Annotated in this window: 26 protein-coding genes; 14 read left to right on the plus strand and 12 right to left on the minus strand. The window is 72.5% G+C overall.

The window, feature by feature from the left end; translation table 11 throughout:
• Positions 1 to 6: 6 nt before the first annotated feature.
• Genes F0U47_RS10750 through F0U47_RS10765 form a run of 4 tightly spaced genes read right to left on the minus strand, consistent with a single transcriptional unit; the run spans position 7 to position 3,960 of the window.
• The gene (locus tag F0U47_RS10750; protein WP_149750378.1) at positions 7 to 735 is read right to left on the minus strand and encodes a hypothetical protein; all 729 of its coding nucleotides are present in this window, start codon (positions 733 to 735) and stop codon (positions 7 to 9) included.
• Positions 736 to 764: 29 nt separating this feature from the next.
• The gene (locus F0U47_RS10755) at positions 765 to 1,574 is read right to left on the minus strand and encodes an HAD family hydrolase (RefSeq protein ID WP_223162743.1); all 810 of its coding nucleotides are present in this window, start codon (positions 1,572 to 1,574) and stop codon (positions 765 to 767) included.
• A 47-nt stretch (positions 1,575 to 1,621) separates the two neighbouring features.
• Positions 1,622 to 2,893, minus strand: coding sequence for a serine--tRNA ligase (gene serS, locus F0U47_RS10760; RefSeq protein ID WP_149750379.1), 1,272 nt, complete (start codon positions 2,891 to 2,893; stop codon positions 1,622 to 1,624).
• 53 nt (positions 2,894 to 2,946) lie between these two features.
• A complete protein-coding gene (locus tag F0U47_RS10765; RefSeq protein WP_149750380.1) occupies positions 2,947 to 3,960 on the minus strand; it encodes an aldo/keto reductase in 1,014 nt (337 codons plus the stop codon).
• A gap of 40 nt (positions 3,961 to 4,000) precedes the next feature.
• Between F0U47_RS10765 and F0U47_RS10770 the strand changes: the two genes are divergently transcribed.
• Complete coding sequence (locus F0U47_RS10770) at positions 4,001 to 5,578, plus strand: bifunctional phosphatase PAP2/diacylglycerol kinase family protein (protein ID WP_246159557.1); 1,578 nt, start codon at positions 4,001 to 4,003, stop codon at positions 5,576 to 5,578.
• A gap of 3 nt (positions 5,579 to 5,581) precedes the next feature.
• On the opposite strand, the gene F0U47_RS10775 is transcribed toward F0U47_RS10770, so the two are convergent.
• Complete coding sequence (locus F0U47_RS10775; protein ID WP_149750381.1) at positions 5,582 to 5,977, minus strand: DUF4446 family protein; 396 nt, start codon at positions 5,975 to 5,977, stop codon at positions 5,582 to 5,584.
• 23 nt (positions 5,978 to 6,000) lie between these two features.
• On the opposite strand from F0U47_RS10775, the gene F0U47_RS10780 reads away from it, so the two are divergent.
• From F0U47_RS10780 to F0U47_RS10800, 5 genes are all read left to right on the plus strand, one after another.
• Positions 6,001 to 6,840: a prephenate dehydratase gene (locus F0U47_RS10780; RefSeq protein WP_149750382.1), complete on the plus strand. Its 840-nt coding sequence runs from the start codon at positions 6,001 to 6,003 to the stop codon at positions 6,838 to 6,840.
• 1 nt (position 6,841) lies between these two features.
• A complete protein-coding gene (locus F0U47_RS10785) occupies positions 6,842 to 7,594 on the plus strand; it encodes a potassium channel family protein (RefSeq protein WP_223162718.1) in 753 nt (250 codons plus the stop codon).
• Between the two features lie 50 nt (positions 7,595 to 7,644).
• Positions 7,645 to 8,877 carry an arginine deiminase gene (locus tag F0U47_RS10790; protein WP_246159558.1) on the plus strand — a complete coding sequence of 411 codons (1,233 nt, stop codon included), beginning with the start codon at positions 7,645 to 7,647 and terminating at the stop codon, positions 8,875 to 8,877.
• A 70-nt stretch (positions 8,878 to 8,947) separates the two neighbouring features.
• Positions 8,948 to 9,316, plus strand: coding sequence for a Crp/Fnr family transcriptional regulator (locus tag F0U47_RS10795; RefSeq protein WP_149750384.1), 369 nt, complete (start codon positions 8,948 to 8,950; stop codon positions 9,314 to 9,316).
• Positions 9,317 to 9,321: 5 nt separating this feature from the next.
• Positions 9,322 to 10,371 carry an adenylate/guanylate cyclase domain-containing protein gene (locus F0U47_RS10800; RefSeq protein WP_149750385.1) on the plus strand — a complete coding sequence of 350 codons (1,050 nt, stop codon included), beginning with the start codon at positions 9,322 to 9,324 and terminating at the stop codon, positions 10,369 to 10,371.
• 25 nt (positions 10,372 to 10,396) lie between these two features.
• On the opposite strand, the gene F0U47_RS10805 is transcribed toward F0U47_RS10800, so the two are convergent.
• Together F0U47_RS10805 and F0U47_RS10810 are read right to left on the minus strand one after the other, a co-directional pair.
• Positions 10,397 to 11,347: a DUF5926 family protein gene (locus F0U47_RS10805; protein ID WP_149750386.1), complete on the minus strand. Its 951-nt coding sequence runs from the start codon at positions 11,345 to 11,347 to the stop codon at positions 10,397 to 10,399.
• Positions 11,348 to 11,358: 11 nt separating this feature from the next.
• On the minus strand, positions 11,359 to 12,165 hold the full coding sequence (locus F0U47_RS10810) for a glycerophosphodiester phosphodiesterase (protein WP_149750387.1): 807 nt from the start codon (positions 12,163 to 12,165) through the stop codon (positions 11,359 to 11,361).
• Positions 12,166 to 12,269: 104 nt separating this feature from the next.
• On the opposite strand from F0U47_RS10810, the gene F0U47_RS10815 reads away from it, so the two are divergent.
• Both F0U47_RS10815 and F0U47_RS10820 read left to right on the plus strand, forming a co-directional pair.
• Positions 12,270 to 12,578, plus strand: a complete 309-nt coding sequence (locus F0U47_RS10815; RefSeq protein WP_149750388.1) for a helix-turn-helix domain-containing protein — start codon at positions 12,270 to 12,272, stop codon at positions 12,576 to 12,578.
• A 114-nt stretch (positions 12,579 to 12,692) separates the two neighbouring features.
• A complete protein-coding gene (locus tag F0U47_RS10820) occupies positions 12,693 to 12,932 on the plus strand; it encodes a PspC domain-containing protein (RefSeq protein WP_149750389.1) in 240 nt (79 codons plus the stop codon).
• Between the two features lie 20 nt (positions 12,933 to 12,952).
• On the opposite strand, the gene F0U47_RS10825 is transcribed toward F0U47_RS10820, so the two are convergent.
• Both F0U47_RS10825 and F0U47_RS10830 read right to left on the minus strand, forming a co-directional pair.
• Complete coding sequence (locus F0U47_RS10825) at positions 12,953 to 13,549, minus strand: ClpP family protease (RefSeq protein ID WP_149750390.1); 597 nt, start codon at positions 13,547 to 13,549, stop codon at positions 12,953 to 12,955.
• Positions 13,546 to 14,163, minus strand: coding sequence for a ClpP family protease (locus F0U47_RS10830; protein ID WP_149750391.1), 618 nt, complete (start codon positions 14,161 to 14,163; stop codon positions 13,546 to 13,548). Before F0U47_RS10830 ends, F0U47_RS10825 begins: the two co-directional genes overlap by 4 nt.
• A 94-nt stretch (positions 14,164 to 14,257) precedes the next feature.
• On the opposite strand from F0U47_RS10830, the gene F0U47_RS10835 reads away from it, so the two are divergent.
• The 6 genes from F0U47_RS10835 to F0U47_RS10860 all read left to right on the plus strand — a co-directional run bounded on the left by F0U47_RS10835 (position 14,258) and on the right by F0U47_RS10860 (position 20,040).
• Entirely contained in the window at positions 14,258 to 15,031 is a 774-nt protein-coding gene (locus tag F0U47_RS10835; protein WP_246159559.1) for a putative protein N(5)-glutamine methyltransferase, read from the plus strand.
• Between the two features lie 85 nt (positions 15,032 to 15,116).
• A complete protein-coding gene (locus F0U47_RS10840) occupies positions 15,117 to 16,412 on the plus strand; it encodes a hemolysin family protein (protein ID WP_223162719.1) in 1,296 nt (431 codons plus the stop codon).
• 38 nt (positions 16,413 to 16,450) lie between these two features.
• Positions 16,451 to 18,136 (plus strand): AMP-binding protein, encoded by a 1,686-nt coding sequence (locus F0U47_RS10845; RefSeq protein ID WP_149750393.1) that lies wholly within the window; start codon positions 16,451 to 16,453, stop codon positions 18,134 to 18,136.
• Between the two features lie 118 nt (positions 18,137 to 18,254).
• Positions 18,255 to 18,470, plus strand: coding sequence for a DUF6458 family protein (locus tag F0U47_RS10850; protein WP_149750394.1), 216 nt, complete (start codon positions 18,255 to 18,257; stop codon positions 18,468 to 18,470).
• Between the two features lie 23 nt (positions 18,471 to 18,493).
• Positions 18,494 to 19,750 carry a serine/threonine-protein kinase gene (locus F0U47_RS10855; RefSeq protein WP_223162720.1) on the plus strand — a complete coding sequence of 419 codons (1,257 nt, stop codon included), beginning with the start codon at positions 18,494 to 18,496 and terminating at the stop codon, positions 19,748 to 19,750.
• Positions 19,747 to 20,040, plus strand: coding sequence for a hypothetical protein (locus F0U47_RS10860; protein WP_149750395.1), 294 nt, complete (start codon positions 19,747 to 19,749; stop codon positions 20,038 to 20,040). Before F0U47_RS10855 ends, F0U47_RS10860 begins: the two co-directional genes overlap by 4 nt.
• Here F0U47_RS10860 and F0U47_RS10865 read toward each other — a convergent pair.
• From F0U47_RS10865 to F0U47_RS10875, 3 genes are read right to left on the minus strand one after another with little or no spacing between them, the layout of a single operon-like run.
• A complete protein-coding gene (locus tag F0U47_RS10865) occupies positions 20,037 to 21,227 on the minus strand; it encodes an ATP-binding protein (protein WP_149750396.1) in 1,191 nt (396 codons plus the stop codon). The genes F0U47_RS10860 and F0U47_RS10865 overlap by 4 nt on opposite strands.
• Positions 21,228 to 21,260: 33 nt before the next feature.
• Positions 21,261 to 21,506 carry a hypothetical protein gene (locus F0U47_RS10870; RefSeq protein ID WP_149750397.1) on the minus strand — a complete coding sequence of 82 codons (246 nt, stop codon included), beginning with the start codon at positions 21,504 to 21,506 and terminating at the stop codon, positions 21,261 to 21,263.
• Positions 21,507 to 21,565: 59 nt separating this feature from the next.
• A complete protein-coding gene (locus F0U47_RS10875; RefSeq protein WP_149750398.1) occupies positions 21,566 to 22,345 on the minus strand; it encodes a hypothetical protein in 780 nt (259 codons plus the stop codon).
• Positions 22,346 to 22,390 lie beyond the last annotated feature (45 nt).

Consider the following 22,390-nt stretch of genomic DNA (forward strand, 5'->3'; position numbering starts at 1 on the left):
TGCTGCTCAGGCGCGCCGCGAGCCGACCCGGACGAGAAGCAGGAGGCCGAGCACGCCGATCAGCGTCAGTGCGGCGCCAGGAGCGGCCAGCCGTCCGTACGACGGAGCCGAGCCGGCACCGTCCTCCGGAGCCATCAGCGCGACCTCGGGCGCCTCCTGCGTCGTCTCGTCGAGCGCGCCCTGCAGGTCCGCCGCCAGGCCGGCGGGCAGCCCTTCCCGCGGCAGCGCCTGGGTGCCGGAGTCGCAGGTGGCGACCAGGTAGGGCGCGCCCTTCTCGGCGGAGACGAAGAAGACGTACCACCGGCCGGCCCGGAGCGGGCCGAAGCCGTTGTCCTCGGTGCCCGGGAGGGTGACGACCCGGACCTGCTCGCGGTACTCCAGGTCGCTGCGGAACGACCGCTTCACGACGACCGTGTGGTCCCAGCGGGTGGTCCGGCTGTCCGGGTCCTGCCGGGGCGCGTCGTTCGTCGAGCCGTTGTCGGGCCCGCCCTCGCCCGGGCCGATCGTCGTGCGCGGGCGCACCGAGCGCACCTCGCCGGCGAACACGTCAGTCACGGCGTCGGCGTGCTCGCGGACCGCGGCCGCGTCGGTGAGGTCGAGCGTCTCGCAGCGGGCCGCCGGGGCTGTCGCCGCGCCTCCTGCAGGGGTCGCAGCGCTCACCGGAGGCGTCGCGCCCCACCCGAGAGCGAGGACCGCGAGCACCAGGGCCAAGGTCGTCCGGAGCACCACGATCACCGCCCCAGCCTAGCCAGGGCCCTCGTCGGTCAGACGAACCAGCGGTCTAGCTCGATCGCCGCACCGTCCTCGTCGACCTGCGCCGTCACGTCGTCCGCCGCGTCCCGGACCTCCTGCACCGCCTGGCCCATCGCGACGCCGCGACCGGCCCAGGTGAGCATCTCGATGTCGTTGCGGCCGTCGCCGATCGCGAGCACGTCCTCCGCCCCGATCCCGAGCTGCTCGGCGACGTACCGCAGGCCGGACGCCTTGGAGACGCCGACCGGCGCCAGGTCCATCCACGCGGTCCAGCCCACGACGTAGTCGGTGCCGTGCAGGCCGAGCTCGGCGGCCATCGCGACGAAGTCCTCGGCCGTCGCCTGCGGGTCGCGGATGATCACCCGGCTGACCGGCGCGGACACCAGGTCCTCGAGCCGGGTCACGATCGACTCGCCACCGAGCTCGCCCTCCGGGAAGGGGGCGGAGACGCGGTAGCCGACGCCTCGCTCCTCGATCGCGACCAGCGCGTCCGGATGGCGCTGGAGTACGGCGTGCACGGCCGGTGCCGCGTCGAACGTCTCCTCGTGCACGATCTCCATCGGCGGGTAGCGGACGATCACCGACCCGTTCGAGGCGACGATCCACAGCCGCCCGTCGGGGACGTGCGGGTCGCGGAGGCCGAGCTGGTCGGCGATCGCGGTCATGCTGTGCGGTGCCCGACCGGAGGCGAGGACGACGTACGAGCCGGCCGTCAGCACCCGCTGGACCGCGTCGTGGACCGCCGCCGGCACCTCCTCGTGCGTCGAGCCCGCCCCGTCGACCCACTTGAGCAGCGTGCCGTCGATGTCGAGCGCGACCAGCTTCGGCTGCCAGCCCCGGTCCGGCATCTCCGACATCGACGACCTCCTCAGACCGGCTTCAGGACGTCAAGTCCGCCGAGGTACGGGCGCAGCGCCTCCGGCACCCGCACCGAGCCGTCGGTCTGCTGGTGCGTCTCGAGGATCGCGACGATCGTCCGCGGGATCGCGGTCAGGGTGCCGTTGAGGGTGGCGACCGGCTTGCTCTGGCCCTCCTCCCGGACCCGGATGTCGAGCCGGCGGGCCTGGAACTCGGTGCAGTTCGAGGTCGACGTCAGCTCGCGGTAGCGGCCCTGGGTCGGGATCCACGCCTCGCAGTCGAACTTCCGGATCGCCGAGAGCCCGAGGTCACCGGCGGCGGTGTCGATCACCCGGTAGGCGAGCTCGAGCTTGTCGAGGAACTCCTTCTCCCAGGCGAGCAGGCGCTGGTGCTCGGCGTAGGACTCCTCGACGGTCGTGTAGACGAACATCTCGACCTTGTCGAACCAGTGGACGCGGATGATCCCGCGGGTGTCCTTGCCGTGCGAGCCGGCCTCCTTGCGGAAGCACGGGCTGAACGCGGCGTAGCGACGGGGCAGGGTGGCGGCGTCGAGGATCTCGTCGGAGTGGTAGGCCGCCATCGCGACCTCCGACGTGCCGACCAGGTAGAGGTCCTCGCCGTCGATCCGGTAGACGTCGTCGGCCGCCTGGCCGAGGAAGCCGGTGCCGTCCATCGCCCGCGGCCGCACCAGCGCCGGGGCGACCACCTGCGTGAAGCCCGCGGCCCGCGCCTGGTCGAGCGCCATGTTGATGAGGGCGAACTCCAGCTGCGCGCCGACGCCGGTCAGGAAGTAGAACCGGCTGCCGCTCACCTTGGCGCCGCGCTCGATGTCGATGGCGCCGAGGAGCTGGCCGAGCTCGACGTGGTCCCGCGGCTCGAAGCCCTCGGCGGCGAAGTCCCGGGGCGTGCCGACGTGCTCGAGGACGGTGTAGTCGTCCTCCCCGCCGGCCGGCGCCTCGTCGGCGGCGAGGTTCGGGATCGCCTTGAGGATCTCGGCCCACTCCTCCTCGGCGGCGCTGCGAGCGGCCTCCGCCTTCTTGACCTCGGCGGCGAGAGCCTTGGTCTGCGCGAGGAGCTGCTGCTTCTCCTCCGGCGCGGCCTTGGGGATCTTCGCGCCGAGCGCCTTCTGCTCTGACCGCTTCGCCTCGAACACCGCGATCGCCGTACGCCGGGCGGCGTCGGCCGCGAGCGCCCGGTCGACCACGTCGTCGGACAGCCCGCGCTTGGCCTGGGCGGCACGGACGCGGTCGGGCTCGTCGCGGAGGATGCGCGGGTCGATCATGCGCCGAATCTATCGGGAGCCCCGAGGCAGCACCCAACCGCAGAGGGCCCGGCTCAGTAGAGGGCGATCGGGTCCGGCGGCGGGAAGATCCGGTCGAGCTCCGAGAGGTCCTCGTCACCGGGCACCCAGCCGCCCGCCGCGGCGTTGGCGGCGACCTGCTCGGGACTCGTCGCGCCGGCGATCACGCTGGCCACGGGGCGCTGCGCCAGCAGCCACCCGATGGCGACCGTGGCCTCACCGATCCCGCGGGAGCTCGCGAACTCGGCGAAACGGCGCAGCTGCGGGGAGGTCGCGGTCTGGACGAGGTGCTGGCGGGTGCGCGAGAGCCGGCTGCCGGAGGGGGCGGTCCCGGCGGCGTACTTGCCGGTCAGCAGGCCGTTCGCCAGCGGGAAGTAGGGCAGCACACCGAGGCCGTACGCCCGGCAGGCCGGCAGGACCTCGAGCTCGGCGCGGCGGTCGAGCAGGTTGTAGTGGTTCTGGCTCGACACGAAGCGCTCGGCGCCGATCTCCCGGGCGACGTGCTCGGCATCGGAGATCTGCCAGCCCGACCGGTTGGAGTGGCCGACGTAGCGGACCTTCCCGGACCGGACCAGGTCGTCGAGCGCGCTCAGCGTCTCGTCGATCGGCGTCGCGGGGTCCGGGGTGTGGAACTGGTAGAGGTCGATCCGGTCGGTGCCGAGCCGCCGCAGGGAGGCCTCGACGGCGGTCACGATGTAGCGCCGGCTGCCCCGGGCGCCGAAGTCCGGCCCGTTGCCGCCGTCCATGTCCATGCCGAACTTGGTCGCGACCACGACCTGGTCGCGACGCCCGCCGAGCGCGGCCCCGAGCCGCTCCTCCGCGAGACCCGGACGGGCGCCGTACGTGTCGGCGACGTCGAACAGCGTGATCCCCGCGTCGAGGGCGGCACCGACGACCCGGTCCGAGCCCTCCTGCGACTCGGTCGCCGTCCCCGGCCGCCCCAGGTTGTTGCAGCCCAGGCCGACGGCCGACACCACGAGACCGGACCGACCGAGACGGCGGAGGGGCGGTTGAGCTGCGGCGGCGAGCGGGTGCGGATCCGTGGTCACGAGTACGACGTTAGTGGGCCGAGCGGTTAGCCTGCCCCGCGTGCTGGACCGCCCTCGTCAGACCCCGCTGATCACCGCGGTCGTCTGTCTGCTGCTGTTCGCCGGCCTCGCTGCCGGCGTGTCGCTCGGGTGGGGCTGGCTCGCCGATATCGACGACTCCGGCAGGGACCTGCGGCGCTGGGCGGACAGCCGGAACGGCTTCCACGACGTGCTCCGCGCGGTCGAGATCGCGTTCGACGTGATCGCGATCGCGGTCTACACGCTGGTCCTCGCGGCTGTGATGTACGTCAAGCACCACCGCCGCGCCGCCACCCTGATCGTCGCCGTGATGACGGCCACGATCGCCCTGACCCACGGCCTCAAGCTGCTCATCGACCGGGACCGGCCGATGTGGCAGAACGACCTGGGGCTGCTCGACACCCGCGCCTTCCCCTCCGGCCACGCCTCGCAGACCACCGCGATCGCCGGCCTGTGCCTGGTCCTCGCGGTGATGCTGGTCCGCCGCTCCAACATCCGCCGGCTGATCGGGCTGGGCCTGACCGTCGTCGTGCTCGTCGTCTTCCTCGACCGGGTCCTGCTGGGGCGCCACTACTGGACCGACGTCGTCGGCGGCGGCCTGCTCGGCGCCGGGCTCGTGCTGCTCGGGGTCGCGCTCTACAGCCCGCTCCCCCGCAGCCACGCGCTCAAGTCCCTGCCGCTGCCCCAGGCGCTCCCGTCCACCAACGACCTCGCCGTCGTGCTCAACCCGATCAAGGTGGAGGACGTCGCGCAGTTCCAGGCGATCGTCAACCAGATCGCGCTGGAGTCGGGGTGGAAGGAGCCGCGGTGGTACTTCACCACCATCGAGGACTCCGGCACCGGGCAGGCGGAACAGGCCTCCGTCGACGGCGCCGACCTGGTCGTCGTCTGCGGGGGTGACGGCACCGTGCGCGAGGTGTGCGCCGAGCTCGCGGGCACCGGCATCCCGGTCGGCATCGTCCCGGCCGGCACCGGCAACCTGCTCGCCCGCAACCTCGGCATCCCGCTCTTCATCCGAGCCGCGATCGACATCGCGATCAACGGCCAGGACCGCGCCATCGACATGGTGAAGGTGACGGGCGACGGCCTCGAGGACACCCACTTCATGGTCATGGCCGGGATGGGCTTCGACGCCGCGATCATGGAGGGCGTCAACGAGGACATCAAGCGCAGGGTCGGCTGGCTGGCCTACGTGCTCTCCGCGCTGAAGGCCCTCATGTTCCCGACCATGCGGCTCGAGGTCTCCGTCGACGGCGGGCCGTTCAGCAAGCACCGCGCCCGGACCTGCGTCGTCGGCAACGTCGGCAGCCTCCAGGGCGGCATGAACCTCATCCCCGACGCCGCGATCGACGACGGCCACGTCGACGTCGTGCTGCTCTACCCGCGGCGCTTCCTCAGCTGGATCCCGCTCGTGGTGCGGGTGCTGAGCCGCCGCGAGAAGCGCGCCGGCGAGTCGGTCGCGCGCTTCACGGGCCGGACGGTCGTCGTCCGCGCGTCGCACGAGGTGCCGCGCCAGCTCGACGGCGACATCATCGGCCCCGGCCACGAGCTGCACATGGAGTGCATCCACGGGCGACTGCTCGTCCGCGTCCCGCGGTGACGGCTACGGCTTCGCGTGTGCGATCGCCTCGTCCTCCTCGGGCGAGAGCTCCTGGTCGCTCCGCCACGACGTGACGCTCTTGGCGTAGGTGCGGGCCTCGTTGCGGCCCCGGATCGAGGTGAGCACGACGCCGTCACCGCCGTCGTCGAGGAGCGCCAGCGACCAGGACAGCCGGCCGCCCATCTCCTCGAACGCGTCGTAGCGCACGACCGCGAGGTGCCGGAGGGCACCGGCCGCCTCCGCGCGCAGCGCGGCGACCTCGCCCCGGAGCCCGACCACGTCGCCGGGGAGGTCGTCGCCGGAGCCGACCCGGAGCTGTCGTACCTCCAGCAGCGCGAACGCTGCGACCGCCACCGCCAGGACCGCGACCACCGCGCTGAAACCGGTCAGGAACTCCACGCCGACGAATCTAGACTCTGCAGGTGACCACACCGCGACGCATCGCCTACCAGGGTGAACCTGGTGCGAACTCCCACCTCGTGTGCCGGCAGCACTACCCCGACTGGGAGGCCGTGCCGTGCGCGTCGTTCGAGGACGTGTTCGCGGCGGTGACGGGCGGCGACGCCGACCTGGCGATGATCCCGATCGACAACTCGATCGCCGGCCGGGTGGCCGACATCCACCACTTCCTGCCCGAGTCCGACCTCCACATCGTCGCCGAGCACTTCCTGCGGATCGAGTTCTCCCTGATGGCGGTGCCGGGCGCGACGGTCGAGACGATCCGCACCGTGCACAGCCACGTGCACGCCCTCGGCCAATGCCGCAAGGTGATCCGCGAGCTGGGGCTGACCCCGCTCATCTCCGGTGACACGGCCGGCGCCGCCCGCGAGGTGGCGGAGGCCGCCGACCCGACCCAGGCCGCGATCGCACCGCCGCTCGCGGCGGACATCTACGGTCTCGAGATCCTCCGCTCCGACGTCGAGGACGAGGACCACAACACCACCCGGTTCGTCGTGCTCTCCCGCGACTTCGTCGCCGCGCCGCGCGACCGGGGGCCGGTCGTCACGACCTTCGTGTTCAACGTGCGCAACCTCCCGGCGGCGCTCTACAAGGCACTCGGCGGCTTCGCCACCAACGGCATCAACATGACGAAGCTCGAGAGCTACATGGTCGGCGGCGAGTTCGCCGCGACCCAGTTCCTCGCCGAGGTCGACGGCCACCCGGACGATCCGGGCCTCAAGCGCGCGCTCGAGGAGCTGACGTTCTTCACGACCGACGTGAAGGTGCTGGGGATCTATCCCGCCGACCCCTTCCGGGGCTGACGTGACGCGCGTCGAGCAGTGGGAGCGGCGTACCGAGGTCCCGCTGCTGCTCCTGGCGCTGGCGTTCCTCGCCGCCTACGCGTGGCCGGTCCTCGACCCGGGCCTCCACCCGACGCTGGAGAACGGCCTGCAGGCGCTGTCCTGGGCAGTGTGGGGTGCGTTCCTCGTCGACTTCGGGGTGCGCGTCTCGCTCGCGGAGCAGCGCGGGCGCTACGTCCTGCGGCACTGGTACGACGTCGCGCTGGTCGTGCTCCCCATGCTGCGCCCGCTCCGGCTGCTCCGCGCCCTGGCCGTGGCGCGCATCCTCGGCCGGACCTTCGCCCACAACCGCGCGGGACGGGTGACCGTCTACGTCATCGGCGCGACCGTCGCGACGATCGGCCTCGGCGCGCTGGCCGTGCTCGACGCGGAGCGGGCCGACCCGCACGCCAACATCACCACCTTCGGGGACGCCCTGTGGTGGGCGGTCACCACCGTCACCACGGTCGGGTACGGCGACTTCTATCCCGTGTCGACCGGAGGCCGCCTGATCGCGGTCGTGCTGATGCTGGTCGGCATCGCGCTCCTCGGCTCGATCACCGCGACCATCGCCTCCTGGCTCGTCGCGAGCGCGGCCGAAGCCGAGGAGGAGGAGATGGAGCAGGCCGTCGACGAGTCGACCGCCGCGGTGCTCGCTGCGCTCGACGACCTCCGGCGCCAGGTCGCGGCCCTCGAGTCCCGCCTCGACGCCGGCGACCCGGCCGCGCCAGACTGACCCCAGCCGCGAAAGCAAGGATTGTCTGACAATCCATTAAGGTGCCCGCCATGACCATGTCCCCAGGGAGACCGGGAACCCCCGGCGTCGACAGCGAGGTCGGACGGCTGCGCACGGTGATGCTGCACCGGCCCGGGCCCGAGCTGCAGCGCCTCACGCCCCGCAACAACGACCGTCTGCTGTTCGACGGCGTGCCGTGGGTGTCGCGGGCCCAGGACGAGCACGACGCGTTCGCGGAGGCGCTGCGGGACCGCGGGGTCGAGGTCGTCTACCTGACCGAGCTGCTGACCGAGACCCTCGCCGAGGCCGAGGCGCGGCACGTCGCGATCGAGACCGCCCTCACCGACCTGGACCTCGGCGAGACGCTGCGGCTCTACCTGCGGGAGTTCCTCGGCGACGCGACGCCGGAGGAGCTCTCCGTCTACCTGACGGCCGGCATCCGCAACGACGAGGTGCGCGGGGGCTTCGGGCTGGTGACCAGCCTGCTGGCGTTCGACGACTTCCTCGTCGACCCGCTGCCCAACCTGCTCTTCACCCGCGACTCCTCGGTGTGGGTGCGCGACCGGGTCGCGATCACGTCGCTCGCCATGCCCGCCCGCAAGCGCGAGACCCAGCTGACCGAGCTGATCTACCGCCACCACCCGCGGTTCGCGGCCAGCCCGCGGATCCTCGGCCACCACTTCGAGCACGTCGAGGGCGGCGACGTGCTCCTGCTCTCGTCCGGCGTGATCGCCGTCGGCGTCGGCGAGCGCACGACGCCCGCCGGGGCCGAGCGGTTCGCCCGCCAGGTGTTCGAGGCCGGCCTGGCCGAGACCGTGCTCGCCGTACCCATCGCGCAGGAGCGCGCCACCATGCACCTCGACACCGTCTGCACCATGGTCGACGTCGACAAGGTCGTGATGTATCCCAACGTCGCGCACACCCTCACGGCGTACGCCGTCACCCGTCGTCCGGACGCCGACCCTGCGCACCTGGAGCTCGACGTCGCGGCGCCCGAGCCGTTCCTGGTCGCAGCGGCGAAGGCGATGCAGCTCGACACGCTGCACCAGATCGACACCGGCCTCGACCCGGTGACCGCCGAGCGCGAGCAGTGGGACGACGGCAACAACACCCTGGCGCTGGCGCCGCGACTGGCGGTCGCCTACGAGCGCAACGACGGCACGAACAGCCGGCTCGAGGCCGCCGGCATCGAGGTGATCCGGATCGCCGGCTCCGAGCTCGGCTCCGGACGGGGCGGCCCGCGGTGCATGAGCTGTCCCATAGCGCGTGACCCGCTCCCCTGACGGAGCGTTACGGATAAGGTCACATCAGCGCGGGTGCCGCGCATGGGGAGACCGCACCGAAAGGGTCAGCATGGCAACGTTCTTCGAGCACTTCACTCCCAAAGAGGTCGCAAAGATCAGCGGCGTCGGACGCCGCGTGCATCTTCCGGAGGGCTGGTCCCCGATCTGGAAGGACACCCCTGCCGACAAGGCCTACATCATCCTCGACGGCAAGGTCTCGGTGCGCCGTGACGGCAAGGAGATCGCGCAGCTCGGCGCAGGTGACATCGTCGGCGAGGCCGCGATCGTCGGCCACAAGCTGCGCAACGCGACCGTCGTCGCGCTGACCCCGCTCGACACCATCCACCTCACCGACGAGACGCTCGTCCAGCTCGACAAGGAGATGCCGACGTTCCACGCGGCGCTGCTCGAGGTCGCGCAGTCACGCGTCAACGACTGAACGTCTTGTCGCCTGCCCCCGAGAGCCCCGCCGACGAGGCCACACCGCCGTCGGCCGGCACGGGTGCGCTCGACGCCCTCGAGGAGCGCCTGCTCGGCGAGGACCCCAGCCTCACCCAGGCCGAGGTCGCCGAGCAGGCCGGTCTGTCGCTGGAGCTCGCCCGCGAGCTCTGGCACCTGCTCGGCTTCGCCCATGCCGAGCCCGACGACCGCGCGTTCACGCAGCAGGACGTCCAGGCGCTCCGGTTCACCCAGGACCTGATGGACCTCGGCGTCATCGACGGTGACCGCCAGGACGGCCTGGTCCGCACCCTCGGCCGCAGCTTCGCGCGGCTGGCCGAGTGGCAGGTCAACCTGCTGGCCGACACGGCCCGGGAGAGCGGGATCGACCCGACCGACGGGCTCATCGGTCTCGCCGACGAGGTGATGCCGCGGGTCGAGAGCCTGCAGAGCTACATCTGGCGGCGACACCTGCTGAGCGTCGCCTCGCGGATGCTGGCCGTCGCGGGCTCCGGCGGGAGCCTGAGCGACCGGGCCGTCTGCTTCGTCGACATCGTCGGCTACACCTCACGATCGCGGACCCTGTCCGAGCGCGAGCTGGTCGCCTGGCTCGAGGCGTTCGAGACCGCCGCCCTCGACATCGTGATCGACCACAACGGCCGGATCATCAAGAACATCGGCGACGAGCTGCTCATCGTCGCCGACACCGCGCAGGACGCCGCGGCGATCGCGACGGAGCTGACCCGCCGCGGCGCCGACGAGGACGACGAGTTCCCCGGGGTGCGCGCCGGTGTCGCCTACGGCGAGGTCGTCACCCGGCTCGGCGACGTGTTCGGGCCGACCGTCAACATCGCGTCCCGGCTGACCAATGTCGCCCGGCCCTGCACGGTGCTCATCGACAGCGGGATGTACGCCGCGCTCACCGGCGCCGACGAGGACGACGACGACCACGAGCCGAGCGACACCGACGAGTCGCCGTACCGCTTCCGCCGGGTGCGCCGGATCTCGGTCAAGGGCTACTCCCGCCTCAAGGCCTGGGCGCTCCAGCCCCGCTGACGTCCGACCCAGCGGGCCGTGAGGGTCAGCGGATGGTGACCTGGCGGTTCGCCAGCCCGGCCCGCGCGGATCGCTCCTCGGTGGTGAGGTCGGCGTCGTTCGCGAGGGCCGCGTCGAGGCGGGTGCGCAGCTCGGCGGCGCCGTCCTCGACCCCCTCGACGCCGGTGCCCGGGGGGAGCTCCCAGACGGGGGCGACCACGCCGTGCGCGCGGAACATGCCGATCAGCCGGGCGTCCTCGACGACCCGGTCCGCACCGGCGACGTGCAGCCGCGCGAACGCGTCGAGCAGCGCGTCCTCGGACTCCGGCATCACCCAGCGCAGGAACTCCTTGTCGCCCAGGTGGGTCCAGTACGCCGCCGGGACCGACGCCAGCCGGGCAGTCGGCGAGGCGGCGCCCTGCGCCTGCTCGAGCGCGGCCGCGAGCTCCTGGGAGTCCTCGACGTCTTCAATGTCCGACACCCAGAAGTCGAAGCCCTCGTGCACCTCGATCCGCAGCGGTTCGTCGGCGACCAGGTCCTGCAGCCGCGGACCCTCGCCCGGCGGGTCGGTCAGGCCGATCATCGACGTGCCGGGCTCGGCGTCGAGCGCGGCCAGCAGCACCGCGGCGAGGTCCCGGGACGGGTCGCCGAAGCTGTGCTGGACCTGGAGGCCGAGCCAGACCTCGCCGCTGTCGCGGACCATGGCCGGGGCAGCCATCGGCAGCAGCGTGCAGACGCGCACCGACCGGTCGCTGTGCTCACCGGTCAGCGGCAGCACCGCCGTCGCCGCCGGCACCAGCTCACGCAGCGCCACCAGGTCGCACTCCGAGGCGAGGCCCTCGAACGGGCGCTTCACGAACACGGTGCCGCCGCCGGGAGCCCCGTGGCACGCCTTGTAGCGCTTCCCCGAGCCGCAGGGGCACGGCTGGCGGGGCCCGACCTCGCCGGGCGCGGTGGACTCGACGGCACGGGACTTCGCGCGGTTCTTCTTGGCCATGGCCAGGAAACCTATCCGGCCACCCCGGAGGACCCGCCGCGGGCATCCAGCAGGTCGAGGAGGTACGCCGGCCGGTCGGTGATGACGGCTCGCACTCCCATCCGCAGGCAGAGGTCGAGGTCGGCCTCGGTGTTGACGGTCCAGACGTGGATCGTGCGGTCCCGCCGGCCCATGTCCTGCACGGCCTTGGGGTGCTCGCGCAGCAGGTTGATGCCGGGACCCATGATCGTGTCGCTGCTGAGGACCCGGCGCAGCATCGGCCACGCCGCCACCTTGTCGATGAGCTGCACCCGCTGCACGTCGGGCGCCAGCCGCTCCACCCGCTGCAGCGCGGTGAAGGAGAAGCTCATCACCCGGGCCGGGGAGCCGGGCACGTCCCACCCGAAGTCCCGCAGCATCTCGACCAGCCGCTTCTCGACCAGCCCCCCGAAGCGGGTCGGGTGCTTGGTCTCGATCGCCACCTCCACCCGCCGGTCGTAGTCGGCGACCGTCTCCAGCAGCTTGCGCAGCGTCAGCACCTTGCCGAGCTCCTCGTCCTGGTCGGGGGCCTCGTCGTCGAGGTCGGACCAGGGGTTCTTCCAGGCGCTGAAGTCGAGCTCGTTGAGCTCGGCGAGGTCCATCGTCGAGACCAGCCCGCGGGTGCTCGCCGTACGACGGAGGTCGCGGTCGTGCACGCACACCAGGTGTCCGTCGGCGGTCAGCCGCACGTCGCACTCCAGGCCGCCGGCCCCTGCGTCCAGGGCTTCCAGGTAGGCGCCCAGGGTGTGCTCGGCGATCTCGTGACTCGCGCCCCGATGGGCGACGACCTGAGGTCGCATGATGTGCATGATGCCCCAGCCGGGTGACCGACAGCGAGGTCGCGGCCGTACGCCGCCAGCGAACATCCTGTTGCGCGCCGGCCGACCCGGCCTAACGTCATCCCATGGGCGAGGTCATCAGGTTCCCGGCTCCTACGACACCGGCCACGACGCCGCCTCGGGTCGAGCCGCTGTGGCGCGAGGCGGCCGGCGAGGAGCTGCGGCAGGAGCGGCAGCGCAGCGAGCGGACGCTGGCCGACGTCGCCGGGAAGGCCGGCATCTCGGTGCAGTACCTCTCCGAGGTCGAGCGCGGCCGCAAGGAGCCGAGCTCCGAGGTGCTGGCAGCCGTCGCCGGCGCGCTCGGGCTCCGGATGGCCGACCTGACCCTCAGGGTCGCGCGGCGGCTGCACGGGCCGGTCTGCCTCGCGGCATAGGACGCCTTGGTTTCGAGGCGCGCTAGCGCCGAGCCTCGAAACCCCGGCAGGGTCAGGGGACGGTCAGGGTCGGTCCCCGATGTCGTGCGGGCCGCGGCGGAGCACGCTGGGCTCATGAGCAGCTACGAGCCCTACCCGCTTCCCGTGCCCACCGCGCAGCCGCGCGCCCGCACCCTTCTCGTCCGCAGCCGCGACGACAAGATGGTCGCCGGCGTCTGCGGCGGCTTCTCCGACTTCACCGGCATCGACGCCAACCTGATCCGGATCTTCCTGGTCGCCTCCACCGTCCTCGGCTTCGGATCGCCGATCATCCTCTACCTCGCCGCCTGGCTCCTGATGCCGCAGGGCGACTGAGTCTCGGCGGGCCCGACCCGTCAGGCAGCCTTGCGTGACTCCAGCACCGCGTCGGCCAGCCCGTAGGCGACCGCCGCGTCCGCGTCCAGGATGAGGTCGCGGTCGGTGTCCTCGCGCAGCCGTGCGACCGACTGCCCGGTGTGCCGGGCGAGGACCTGCTCCATGGTGGTCCGCAGCCGCACGATCTCCTTGGCCTGCACGGCGAGGTCGGGCAGCGTCCCCTGCCCGCTCCCGGACGGCTGGTGGAGGATCACCCGGGCGTTCGGCAGGACCGACCGCCGACCGGGCGCACCGGCCGCCAGGAGCACCGCAGCCGAGGACGCCGCCTGGCCGATGCAGGTCGTTGCCACCGGGGCCCGCACGAACTGCATCGTGTCGTAGATCCCGAGCATCGCCGTGACCGAGCCGCCGGGCGAGTTGAGGTACACGCTGATCGGGCTGTCCGGGCTGTCCGCCTCGAGGTGCAGCAGCTGGGCGATCACCACGTTGGCGACCCCGTCGTCGATCTCCGTGCCGATGTAGACGACCCGGTCGCTGAGCAGCCGGCTGTAGACGTCGACCGCCCGCTCGCCGCGCACGGTCTTCTCGATCACGCTGGGGATCGTGTACTGGCTCATCGGACGCCTCCGAACGCAGCCGAGGTCCGGGTCGGCGCGACCGCGCGTACGTCGGTGAGCACCTCGTCGACGAACCCGTAGGCCTTCGCCTCCTCGGCCGTGAACCAGCGGTCGCGACGGGCGTCCTTCTCGACCCGCTCGACCGACTGCCCGGTGTGCTCGGCGATGAGGCTCATCAGGACGTGCTTGGTGTGCTCGAGGTTCTCGGCCTGGATCTCGATGTCGATCGCGGTGCCGCCGATCCCGGCCGAGCCCTGGTGCAGCAGCACCCGCGCGTGCGGCAGGACGTACCTCTTGCCGGGCGTGCCGGCCGAGAGCAGGAACTGGCCCATGCTGGCCGCCAGGCCCATCGCCAGGGTGCTGACGTCGTTGGGGATCATCCGCATCGTGTCGTAGATCGCGAGCCCCGCGCTCACGGAGCCTCCGGGGCTGTTGATGTAGAGGCTGATGTCGCGGTGCGGGTCCTCCGCCGAGAGCAGCAGGAGCGCCGCGCAGAGCCGGTTCGCGATGCGGTCGTCGACCTCCTGCCCGAGCACGATGATGCGTTGCTCCAGGAGTCGCGAGGTGAGCTGGTCGTCGACCATCAGGAGTGGCCGCTCGGGTGGGTTCGTCATGCCTCCACGGTGCGGGAGCGACAGCGCGCGCCCAAGGGGACTCTGCTGCCAGCAGATCCGCCCGCAGCAGCAGGACGGCGGTAGGGTCCGGCGGGTGGCAGAGGCGGCGTACGACGCGCTCGCGGCGCGCCTCCGGGCCGCCGGCTGCGTCTTCGCGGAGGACGAGGCGCGGGTGCTGCGGTCGGCGGCGAGCGACGGCGCGACGCTCGAGGAGCTCACCGCCCGCCGGGTGGCCGGCGAGCCGCTCGAGCACGTGGTCGGCTGGGTCGACTTCGCCGGCGTCCGGGTCGCCCTCGACCCGGGCGTCTTCATCCCCCGCCAGCGGACGGCCTTCCTCGTCGACCTCGCGACGACGGCCTCGCCGGCGGCGGGCGTGGTCGTCGACCTGTGCTGCGGCTCGGGCGCGCTCGGCCTGGCACTCGCCCACCGGCACTCCGGCATCGAGCTGCACGCGGCCGACGTCGACCCGGTGGCCGTCGCGTGCGCACGCCGCAACCTCGCGCCGGTCGGCGGCACCGTCCACACCGGCGACCTCGACGCGCCCCTGCCGCCCCGGCTGCGCGGCCGGGTCGACGTCCTGCTCGCCAACGTGCCCTACGTGCCGTCGGCCGCGGTCACGCTGATGCCGCCGGAGTCGCGCGACCACGAGCCGCGCAGCACGGTCGACGGCGGCGCCGACGGTCTCGACGTCGTACGCCGGCTCGCTGCGCTCGCCCCGGGCTGGCTGGCCCCCGGAGGCACCGTCCTCGTCGAGACCGGCGCGGACCAGGCCGGGCCGGCGGCGCGCGCCTTCGAGGCAGCCGGGCTCGTGGCGACGGTCCACCAGGACGAGGAGCGCGGAGCCACCGCCGTCACCGGCCGCTCTTAGACTCGGGGACTTTTAGACTCGGGGGCATGGACGAGTCCCGAAGTCTGCTCCGTTCATCTCCAGGGGTGTCGGGAGGTGAACGGGCATGATCGACTCCCAGACCTTCGTCAACCTCGGCCTGGTCCTGGTCTTCGTCCTCGTGGGCGGCGTCTTCGCCGCGACCGAGATCGCCCTCGTCTCGCTGCGCGAGAGCCAGGTCAACCAGCTGGAGCACCGCGGCCACCGCGGCGCCCGCGTCGCCGCCATCGCCCGCGACCCGAACCGGTTCCTCTCCGCCGTCCAGATCGGCGTCACCGTGGCCGGCTTCTTCTCGGCGGCGTACGGCGGCTCGACCCTCGCTCCCGACGTGGCGCCGTTCCTCACCGACCTCGGGCTGGACGACGACGCGGCCGAGACCGTGGCACTGGTGGCGATGACGCTGCTCATCGCCTACCTCTCCCTGGTGCTGGGCGAGCTGGTGCCGAAGCGGCTGGCGCTGCAGCGGTCGGTCCCCGTGTCCCTGGCCACCGCGCCTGTGCTCGACCGGTTCGCGACCCTGATGCGGCCGGTGATCTGGCTGCTCTCGGTCTCGACGGACGCCGTCGTCCGGCTCGTGGGCGGCGACCCCGACGCCCGGAACGACGAGGTCAGCGAGGACGAGCTGCGCGACATCGTCAGCACGCACGAGGGCCTCGGCGAGGACGAGCGCCGGATCCTCTCCGACGTGTTCTCCGCGACCCGCAGCACCCTCAAGGAGGTCATGCGGCCCCGCGGCGACGTGGCGTTCGTCGGCGGCAGCACCCCGCTGGCCGAGGCCCGCGCCTGGGTCGCCGACCAGCAGTACTCCCGCTACCCCGTGACCGGCGAGAGCTTCGACGACGTCACCGGGTTCCTCCACATCCGCGACCTGCTCGACGTGAGCCCGTCGGACGGGCGCACGGTGGCCGACGTCCAGCGCGAGGTGCTGCACCTCCCCGGCACCAACCGGGTCCTCCCCACGGTCTCGATCATGCGGGAGGAGGGCACGCACCTGGCCGTCGTGGTCGACGAGTACGGCGGGACCGACGGCATCGTCACCCTCGAGGACCTGGTCGAGGAGATCGTCGGCGACATCCGCGACGAGTACGACGTCCACCCCGAGGCGCCACCGGAGCTGGTGGGCTCCGGAACCGCTGTCGAGGGCGGGCTCAGCATCGAGGACTTCGCCGATGCGACGGGGATCGAGCTGCCCGACGGCGACTACGAGACCGCGGCCGGCTACGTCATCGCCCAGCTCGGCCGGCTGCCCGAGATCGGCGACGGCGTCGACGTCGGGGAGGCACGCCTCGAGGTGGCGGCGATGGACGGGCGGCGCGTCACGCGGATCGCGATCCGGCCGACCGCCGATCCCGAGCGAAAGTGACCATTGCCACAGCGCCGCTGCGTTGCCAGAGTGCCGTCATGAACGCACAGGACCCGCTCGCCGTACCGACGCTGTGCGCAGCGTTCCAGAAGACCGCCGCCGCCGGCGGCGACCAGGTCGCCCTCCGCACCGTGGGCGGTGCGCAGGAGATCACCTGGCGGCAGTACGCCGACCGGGTGCGCCGGATCGCCACCGGGCTCTCGTCGCTCGGGGTGCGCCGCGGCGACGCCGTCGGGCTGATGCTGGTCAACCGGCCCGAGTTCAACCTCTGCGACACGGCGGCGCTCCACCTCGGGGCGACGCCGTTCTCGATCTACAACACGTCCTCCCCGGAGCAGATCACCTACCTGTTCGGCAACGCGGGCTGTCGCGTCGTCATCACCGAGCAGGCGTTCGTCGACCGGATCCGGGCCGCGGGCGCGGACCTCGACCAGCTCGTCGTGGTCGACGCGGAAGCCGGCACCGGCGACACCCTCACGCTCGCCGACCTCGAGGAGCGGAGCGACGACTCCTTCGACTTCGACGCCGCCTGGCAGGCGGTCGGGTCCGACGACGTCGCGACGCTGATCTACACCTCCGGCACGACGGGCCCGCCGAAGGGCGTGGAGCTGACCCACGCGAACCTGCTCGCCCAGCTGCGGATGACCACCGAGCGGCTCCCGATCGGCCCGGACGACCGCTGCGTCTCGTTCCTGCCGTCCGCGCACATCGCCGACCGGTGGGGCACCCACTACGGCGCGATGACCCTCGGGCTCCAGATCACGACCGTGCCCGACCCGAAGGCCGTCATCGGCGCCCTGGGCGACGTCAAGCCCACGGTCTGGGGCGCGGTGCCCCGGGTCTGGGAGAAGCTCAAGGCCGGGCTCGAGGTCGCCGGCGTGAAGGACCCGGCGTCGATGTCCGCCGAGGAACGGGCCGGCGTGCTGCAGTTCATCGGGCTCGACCAGGTGCGGTGGTCGGTGTCGGGCGCTGCGCCGATCCCGGCGGACGTGCTGGAGTACTTCGGTGCGCTCGGCCTGCCGATCTGCGAGCTGTGGGGCATGTCCGAGCTCTCCTGCTGCGCCACCATCAACCCGATCGACGACATCCGGATCGGCACGGTCGGCACGCCGCTGACCGGCGTCGAGCTGCGGCTGGCCGACGACGGTGAGCTGCTGGTCAAGGCGCCGACGATCATGAAGGGCTACCGCAAGGAGCCGCAGAAGACGGCGGACACCATCGACGCCGACGGCTGGCTGCACACCGGCGACATCGCGACCATCGACGACGACGGCTACGTCACGATCGTGGACCGGAAGAAGGAGCTGATCATCAACTCCGCCGGCAAGAACATGTCGCCGGCCAACATCGAGCAGGCCCTCAAGTCGTCGAGCCCGCTGATCGGGCAGGCGGTCACCATCGGCGACGGCCGGCCCTACAACGTCGCGCTGCTCGTGCTGGACCCGGACGCGGCCGCGGCCTACGCGAAGGAGCACGACCTGCCGGACCCGTCCGCCGCCGCGCTGGCGAAGGACGAGGGCGTGGTCGCGGCGGTCGCCGCCGGCGTCGAGGCGGCCAACCAGCGCCTGTCCCGCGTCGAGCAGATCAAGAGCTGGACGCTCCTGCCGGTCGACTGGGAGCCGGGCGGTGACGAGCTGACGCCGACGATGAAGCTCAAGCGGCGGCCGATCGCGGAGAAGTACGCCGCGGAGATCGACGGGCTCTACGCCGGCCAGCCCGGCTGAGACACCCCCGCCCCGTGGGGCGGCGAGCGAGCATGCGACGCCCCGCTTCGGGTACTGCGTCCTTCGGAGCGCCCGGCTCCCGTCACCGGGCTGCCCGAACACCGAAGGAGTGAACGCCATGGCCATCGGCCTGGGAATTGTCCTGATCGTGATCGGACTGATCCTCGTCCTCGACGTCGTGAACGTCGACACGAGTGTCATCGACACCGCACCCCTGGGGTGGATCCTCCTGGTCGCGGGTGCGCTGGCCATCATCATCTCGCTGGTCGTCAACCAGCAGCGGACCCGTAGCACGATCGTCGAGGAGCGCCGCGACGCCCGGCCACCTCTGTGACCACACCTGGTCCGGCGACGCACGTGACGCCGTCCGCTGATCCCCAGCTGCTCGCCGGCCGTTACCGGCTGGCCGAGGTGATCGGGCGCGGCGGGATGGCGGAGGTGTATCGCGCCGCGGACCTCAAGCTCGGTCGACCGGTCGCCGTCAAGCTCCTGCTTGACGGCGCCGGCGACGAGACCGACCGCGAGCGGTTCATCGCGGAGGCGAGGACCCTGGCCATGCTCTCGCACAGCGGGCTGGTCACGGTCCTCGACGCCGGTTTCGGCACCCGCGACGCGGGCCACGGACCGGTGGGCCCGTCGGCCTCCGACCGCCCGTTCCTGGTGATGGAGCTGGTGGAGGGCCACACGCTGGCCCAGCTGATGGGCGCCGGTCCGATGACCCCCGACGACCTGGGCCACATCGCGGTCCAGATCGCCGATGCGCTCGACTACGTCCACGAGCGGGGCGTGGTCCACCGGGACGTGAAGCCGGGCAACGTCCTCATCGGCAAGGACGACCGGGTCAAGCTGGCCGACTTCGGCATCGCCCGCCTGGTCGAGCAGGCGGCCCGACACACCGGCAGCGGCGTCGCGGTCGGCACCGCTGCCTACATCGCGCCCGAGCAGGTCAGCGGAGGCGACGTGGCCGGCCCCGCCGACGTGTACGCCCTCGGCCTGGTCCTCCTCGAGGCGATCACGGGGAGGCGCGAGTACGAGGGCGCCCCCGCCGAGGCCGCGCTCGCCCGGCTCAGCCGGCCGCCGGAGATCCCCGAGCTCCCCGACCCGTGGCACGCCCTGCTGACCACGATGACCGCGCTCGACCCGCAGGACCGACCGGCTGCTGCGGATGTCGCGACGACGCTGCGCGCCACCCTCCCCGAGCCGGCGCCGGTGGCTGTCGTGCGGGAGCCCGACGTCGCCACGTCGCCGATCGTCGCGACCGCGGCGTACGACGTGGTCTCCGCCGAGGGCTTCACGCGCCCGATGCCGGGTGAGACGCCGCCGAGCGGGCCGGTGCCGAGCCCCTCCGGCTCGACGGCGCTGAAGACCTCGGCGATCGACCGCGCGGGGGACGCCATCGCTCGCCAGACTCGCCTCGTGGCCGAACGAGCACGCGGCCTCTCGGGAGACGCCCTCGGTGTGATCGCGGCGATGACGGCCCTGGTCGTCCTGCTCATCACGATGGCGGTCGTGGGCGGCGGGGAGGACGAGCCGGACATCCCCGACAACACGCCGGCCGACCTCCGCGAGCCGCTCGTCGAGCTCCACCAGGCCGTGAACGGGGACGCCGAATGATCATGCGTGTGGTGGCCGGTTGCCTCCTGCTGGCGCTCGCGGCGGGATGCTCGGAGGACACGCCTCCGGGGGAGGCCGCGCCCGAGCTCGCGACCCAGCTCGAGAAGGTCGACGCCGCGATCGAGGCGGGCGAGCTGGAGAAGGCCCGCAACGCCGTCGAGGCCCTCATCGCCGACACCGCACAGGCCCGCGTGGAGGGCGACATCAGCGACGAGCAGGCCGACCGCATCTTCGAGGCGGCCCAGGACGTCCTCGCCGAGCTGCCCGAGTCGGGCGAAGGGGACGGCTAGCCCTGCGTGCGGAGGTACCGCCCGAAGTGGGGCACGGTGAACGCGATCCGGCCCCGCTCCCCGGAGTAGATCAGCCCCTTCTTGAGGAGGCTGTCGCGCGCGGGGGAGAGCGACTGCGGCTTCTTGCCGAGCACGGCGGCGACGTCGGCGGTGGCGACCGTCCCGACCGGGTCGTCGCCGGACGGGGCGTCGGCCATCGCCCGCAGGTAGTCCCGCTCCCCCGGCGTCGCCCGCTCGAAGCGGGACCCGAAGAAGCCGACGGCCAGCTCCCGCTCCGCCTCGGGGGCGGCGACCGCGACGTCGTCGGCCGTGATGGGTGAGCGGGGGGCGAGGTCCCAGACCGCCTTGCCGTAGGCCTGGATGAAGTAGGGGTAGCCGCCGGTGGCGTCGTACATCGCGGCCAGCGCGGCGTCGTCGTACGCCGCCTCCTCCTCGGCCGCCGGGGCCGCCAGCGCCCGGTCGGCGGCCTCGCGGCTCAGCCGGTCGATCCGCTGGTAGGAGAACAGGCGCTCGGAGTAGGACTTCGACGCCGAGAGCACCGCCGGCAGGTGCGGCAGCCCGGCGCCGACGACGATGACGGGCAGGCCGCTCTGGCTGAGCTCGTGGCAGGCCGCGCACAGCGCGGAGACGTCGTCGGGGCCGAGGTCCTGCATCTCGTCGATGAACACCGCCACCCCGAGTCCCTTGTCGGCCGCGAGCCCGCCGACGTCGGACAGCAGCTCGACGAGGTCGATCTCGATGTCCCCGGAGTCGGCCCGTCCGCGCACGGCCGGGCTGGCGATGCCGGGGCTCCAGCGGTCCTTGAGCTTCGCGTCCGTCCCGGCCTGGCGCTCGGCGAAGGAGCGGATGACGCCGAGGACGTGATCCACCTCCTCCGGGCTGGGGTGGCCGAGCTCGCGGACCGCCTGGTGGAGCGCGCTCGACAACGGCCGGCGCAGCGACTGGTCGGGGCGGGCCTCGAGCTTGCCGGTGCCCCAGCCCTTGCGGACGGCGGCCGAGCGCAGGGCGTTGAGGAGGACGGTCTTGCCGACGCCACGGAGGCCGGTCAGCACGAGCGAGCGCTCCGGACGCCCGCGGGCGACCCGCTCGAGCACCACGTCGAACGCGCTGAGCTGCTCGTCACGGCCGGCGAGCTCGGGAGGCCGCTGGCCGGCGCCGGGCGCGTAGGGGTTCCGGATCGGGTCCACGATCGGACCGTATCGGCGCGTCTAGCCGGATCCCTAGATCCCGCTAGCGTGTCGCATCGCCGGAGACTCCCGGGTGCGGTGCACCCGGAACAGGGTCTCGATCAGGTCGTCCACCTGGTCGCCGGCCAGCCGGAAGGTCGCGGTGCACACGTTGTCGCGCCAGAGCGACAGCACGACCACGTCCGCCTCGTCGTGCCAGCTCACCCGCAGCGCGCGCTCGTCCCCGCGGGCGTCGAACAGGACCGAGCCCGTCCGAGGCAGAGGACGTACGGCGACCATCGGCCCATCATGCGCCGATCCGGCCTCACCTGTCACTAGGAAGCAGGCGGGCCGGCCGGTCACGCCGGCACGCTCGGGCCCTCCGCGATGTCCTTCTCCGGCGGCGGCTCGATCGTCACACCGGTCTCGCTGTCGACCAGCCTCATGTCGAACGGCATGTCGTCGTCGATCCCGACCCGGCGCAGCACGACCGGCTCGTCGACGGCGGAGATGTAGAGCTTGTGGGTGCCCGACCCGCTGGCCGCGCACTGGACGATGCGCGCCGGGACGCCGTCGACCTCGCCGGTCTCGACGCCCTCGAAGCAGGTGCTGACGTTTGCCGACGTACCCCACATCTCGGCGTAGCAGTCGGACACCGGCCGCTCCTCTTCCGGCAGGGCGAGCCACTTGCCCTTGATGCTCGTCACCACGTCGTCGGGCAGCCCGACGAGCTCGCGCCAGACCTCCGGCCGGGCCCGGAGGTACGTGCGCCCCTCGGCGACCCTCGCGGTCACCCTGCCGAGGTCGTCGAGGCTCAGCCGCCACTCGCAGGTGTGCTGGTCGGTGATCGTGATCCGCCCGCGCCCCTCGAACTCCCCCTCCGGCTGGAGGATCGTGTGCCGGCCCTCGTACACCACGTCGTCCAGCGCACGCGTCGCCTGCTCGGCCAGCCGCGCGGCGCGGGCGCCGGTGACGTCCATGATCCCGTTGGGCTGCGGCTCGGCGGCGCCCGGCCCGTCAGCACCGGTCTCGCCTGACTGGTCTGACTCGTCGGGCCCGGAGTCCCCGCCGCACCCGGCGAGGGCGGCAGCGAGCAGCAGGACGGCGAGCGACCACTGCGCGGTCGTCGATCGGTTCATCGGGCACCCCCATGGTTGTCCGCGAAGGCTAGACCCCCGCCTGTC

This window comes from Nocardioides antri, assembly GCF_008373765.1.
In the GTDB taxonomy this organism is placed as follows: Bacteria; Actinomycetota; Actinomycetes; order Propionibacteriales; family Nocardioidaceae; genus Nocardioides; species Nocardioides antri.

Coding starts and splice junctions, on each gene's coding strand:
- serS (WP_149750379.1), bottom strand. CDS start 2,893: ATGATCGACCCGCGCATCCTCCGCGACGAGCCCGACCGCGTCCGTGCC.
- F0U47_RS10790 (WP_246159558.1), top strand. CDS start 7,645: ATGACCATGTCCCCAGGGAGACCGGGAACCCCCGGCGTCGACAGCGAG.
- F0U47_RS10795 (WP_149750384.1), top strand. CDS start 8,948: ATGGCAACGTTCTTCGAGCACTTCACTCCCAAAGAGGTCGCAAAGATC.
- F0U47_RS10805 (WP_149750386.1), bottom strand. CDS start 11,347: ATGGCCAAGAAGAACCGCGCGAAGTCCCGTGCCGTCGAGTCCACCGCG.
- F0U47_RS10810 (WP_149750387.1), bottom strand. CDS start 12,165: ATGCGACCTCAGGTCGTCGCCCATCGGGGCGCGAGTCACGAGATCGCC.
- F0U47_RS10815 (WP_149750388.1), top strand. CDS start 12,270: ATGGGCGAGGTCATCAGGTTCCCGGCTCCTACGACACCGGCCACGACG.
- F0U47_RS10820 (WP_149750389.1), top strand. CDS start 12,693: ATGAGCAGCTACGAGCCCTACCCGCTTCCCGTGCCCACCGCGCAGCCG.
- F0U47_RS10825 (WP_149750390.1), bottom strand. CDS start 13,549: ATGAGCCAGTACACGATCCCCAGCGTGATCGAGAAGACCGTGCGCGGC.
- F0U47_RS10830 (WP_149750391.1), bottom strand. CDS start 14,163: ATGACGAACCCACCCGAGCGGCCACTCCTGATGGTCGACGACCAGCTC.
- F0U47_RS10840 (WP_223162719.1), top strand. CDS start 15,117: ATGATCGACTCCCAGACCTTCGTCAACCTCGGCCTGGTCCTGGTCTTC.
- F0U47_RS10845 (WP_149750393.1), top strand. CDS start 16,451: ATGAACGCACAGGACCCGCTCGCCGTACCGACGCTGTGCGCAGCGTTC.
- F0U47_RS10850 (WP_149750394.1), top strand. CDS start 18,255: ATGGCCATCGGCCTGGGAATTGTCCTGATCGTGATCGGACTGATCCTC.
- F0U47_RS10860 (WP_149750395.1), top strand. CDS start 19,747: ATGATCATGCGTGTGGTGGCCGGTTGCCTCCTGCTGGCGCTCGCGGCG.
- F0U47_RS10870 (WP_149750397.1), bottom strand. CDS start 21,506: ATGGTCGCCGTACGTCCTCTGCCTCGGACGGGCTCGGTCCTGTTCGAC.
- F0U47_RS10875 (WP_149750398.1), bottom strand. CDS start 22,345: ATGAACCGATCGACGACCGCGCAGTGGTCGCTCGCCGTCCTGCTGCTC.